Here is a 1,698-nt window from a genome sequence, read left to right on the forward strand (position 1 = left end):
TAAGGTTGGTTTTGAAGCTGGTTGCTTCACCACTACGGATATCAACATTGCCTGTTTGACTTGCTCGGTAGGCCTTGCATTTACTACCAAGATGACCAATAGTACGACCAATCATTTGACTGGTTGCTAGGTTTGTCAAGGCCATCTGAGGGTCTTCCATAAAGTCATGCCCAAACTGAGCCGCATCATAGACGTTTGCACTCATATGAGCAAACTTCTCAGCAGCTAGGAGAGACTCCGAAGCTGTGGTGCCTGCTACCTTAGTAGCTGTGGATAGACCACCAGACGCCAGCGTCGTAACTGCCTCAGCTCCTGCCCACCAGCGTTGCTCTGCTGAGAGTACATCTCCAGAGATCGTCTCTCCAACTCCTGCTCGATAGAGTGCTTCTCCTCCTAAAAGGGCAATACATGCCAAAATCGCAAAAGCTAAAATCCCACTTGAGGAAACTGTGCTGACAATTTCGATACATAGTTCTACCGCTGAAATGTATCCTGTATTATCGGTAACAGAAAAATATTAGAATAATGAAAATGTGATAACACTAGGTTATCACATTTTAGAAATAAAATAAATTTAAAGTCAATTGTAATTTTTAAAATTACTCCTCTTCAGAAATCTTCAAAAATGCTTGTTTGAAATCCTCATACATTTCAAAAGCAATTTTCATGACATCACGAAAATCAACGTAGTCGGAAATCACTGGCTGTTTTATAATATAATCACGTGCAATCATCAACCTAGCATATCTAGTCCAAGGAGAACCAAGAAGCACTTCCTTTCCCTCGTAAACAACCCAAATTAACTCCAATCGGCCAAACTCAAGAGCAAAATGAAAACCAAATTGAAATTTTCCGACTGATTCCAAATCAATATAGAAAAAATGTTCTCGTTTATCATAATGAACTTTGTAGCCTAATAATTCAACAATCTCCATCAGAAAATCGCCATCAAAATAGTCTAACTCCTCTCCCTTTGGAGTTCTTTCTCTACTGTATTTTTTAGAAATATTTTCATATCTTTCTACAAAATTAATTTCCTTTAAAGCTTTTTCAACTTTTGGATTCAATGCCATTTTATTCCTCCGTAAATCTTAATTCAACATCGTACTCTCTTGCAATATTTTTATATCTCTCAATATCTGGCAAAAATCTATTAGTCGCGGGGACTTCCAGTATATATTTACCTTCTAACTTTAGACCATCCAGCTCTGGATATGCATTTGAACGAATAGTTTCGCCAACAGAATATTTATCATGAATTTCCTGTAAATAACCTCTAAAAGTTTTCTCCTGAATCTTATCTAAATCTGTAGCTTTACGAGAGATGATTTCCCCAAAATCAGGATCATAAGAATCTAGACGTTTCCCGTTCTCTAAATTCACCTCATGATATTGATACAAATCGCTTTCCTTAACAGTTTTATTAAACCTGTTCCCACGAGCAATAGGAGAATTTTGAGTATAATAATCACTTGCCTCTTTCCAATCCAACCGGTCTCGAATCTTATTAGCTTCAATCCCAAGTTTCTGTTTACCCTGAACATACTTTTGATATCTTTCTTCAAGTTCAGGATTATCAAATATACCATCTTTATTAAGCAAAGATTTCGAACTTCTATTTCCACCTCTGCCTTCAAATGCTTCAATCTTTTGTTTGTGTTCGACTGAGATTTGTTGGATGCGATCTGCTAGATCATC

2 protein-coding genes and 1 pseudogene are annotated in these 1,698 nt (G+C 37.2%); all 3 read right to left on the minus strand.

Annotated features, from left to right (window positions below; translation table 11 throughout):
• Nucleotides 1-415, minus strand: a pseudogene (locus HMPREF2780_RS03355) (hypothetical protein); the annotation flags it as partial.
• A 184-nt stretch (nucleotides 416-599) separates the two neighbouring features.
• Entirely contained in the window at nucleotides 600-1,073 is a 474-nt protein-coding gene (locus HMPREF2780_RS03360) for a hypothetical protein (protein WP_082307745.1), read from the minus strand.
• Nucleotide 1,074: 1 nt separating this feature from the next.
• The coding region (locus tag HMPREF2780_RS03365) for a hypothetical protein (protein ID WP_199774042.1) at nucleotides 1,075-1,698 on the minus strand (624 nt) is incomplete at its 5' end.

Source organism: Streptococcus sp. HMSC062B01 (genome assembly GCF_001811085.1).
GTDB lineage: Bacteria > Bacillota > Bacilli > Lactobacillales > Streptococcaceae > Streptococcus > Streptococcus gordonii.